Genomic DNA, 1,276 nt, shown 5'->3' with positions numbered 1-1,276 from the left:
GCAGGCGGGCGATCTGCTCCTCGACGGATGCGGTGGCCGGCAGGTCGAGGATCAGCGGCTTGACCTTGGTGCGCAGGAAGTGGTCGGGGCAGCTGGTACCGAGGGCGGCGAGCGTCGGCGCCTTCTCGGAGGCCACGAAGTCGAGCACCACGTCGGCATCGGTGAAGTGCCCGACCATCGGCTTGTCGGTCGAGGCGATGCCGCGGATCGTGCCGGCGAGGGCCGCCGCGCGCCCACGCCGATCCCCAGCCGGGAGGGCCTCGAAGCCCGAGCGGACGCCGCCGAACGGATCGGCCTTGCCGTTCTCCGCGATGTAGGCGGCTGCGGTGTCGATGATCCAGAGGGAGTTCGCCTCCGCCTCCTCCGAGGTGCCGGCCCAGGCGGTGATGCCGTGTCCGCCGAGGATGCAGCCGATCGCCTGCGGGTTCTGCTTCTTGATCTCGGCGATGTCGAGTCCGAGCTGGAAGCCGGGCCGCCGCCACGGCACCCAGACGACCTTCTCACCGAAGATCTTCGCGGTCAGCGCTTCTCCGTCGGCCGCGGTGGCGATCGCGATGCCCGAGTCGGGGTGCAGGTGGTCGACGTGGGCGGCGTCGACCAGGCCGTGCATGGCGGTGTCGATCGACGGCGCAGCCCCGCCCTTGCCGTGCAGGCAGTAGTCGAACGCGGCGACCATCTCGTCCTCGCGGTCGAGCCCGGGGTACACGTCGACGAGAGCGCGCATGCGGTCGAGGCGCAGCACCGCGAGGCCCTGCTCGGTCAGCGTGCCCAGGTCGCCACCCGAACCCTTGACCCACATCAGCTCGACCGGCTGCCCCGTCACCGGATCGATCTCGGTGCCCTTCGCGGAGGTGTTCCCGCCGGCGTAGTTGGTGTTCTTCGGGTCGGCGCCGAGGCGGTTCGACCGGGCGATCAGAGCGGCGGCGGTGGCGTTGGTCATGACTCTCCAAGACAGGGGCGGTGCACACGACCGTGCACACTCATACTGTTACTTCATGTGAAAGATAACACGAACCGACGTCAAGGAGAAGGGTTCCGGTGATCAGAGGATGTCCGCGATCCCTCGGAAGGCATCCAGCCGCTCGTCCGCGGGATCGAGCTCCGTGATCAGCACGGAGATCTCATCGCCGTCGAGCGCGCGGGCCACCGAGCGACGGCCGAGCTTGCTGGAGTCGACGCACACGACCGTCGTTCCGGCGTTCGCGGCCATCGCCTGCTTCAGCTCGGCCTCTTCGACCGACACCTCGGACGTGCCGTCGGCACCGTCGAGCGCATC

General features: G+C 69.0%; 1 protein-coding gene and 1 pseudogene. Both read right to left on the bottom strand.

Going from position 1 to position 1,276, the window contains the following annotated elements:
- A partial coding sequence (locus tag DSP71_RS23990; RefSeq protein ID WP_258546469.1) for a class II aldolase/adducin family protein occupies positions 1 to 940 on the bottom strand: 940 nt, incomplete at its 3' end.
- Between the two features lie 102 nt (positions 941 to 1,042).
- A pseudogene (locus DSP71_RS14705) lies at positions 1,043 to 1,276 on the bottom strand (DeoR/GlpR family DNA-binding transcription regulator); the annotation flags it as partial.

It is taken from the genome of Microbacterium sp. H6 (genome assembly GCF_003314775.1).
In the GTDB taxonomy this organism is placed as follows: Bacteria; Actinomycetota; Actinomycetes; order Actinomycetales; family Microbacteriaceae; genus Microbacterium; species Microbacterium oxydans.
The sequence above is the reverse complement of the archived record's forward strand: the minus strand, read 5'-3'. Positions and strand labels throughout refer to the sequence as shown.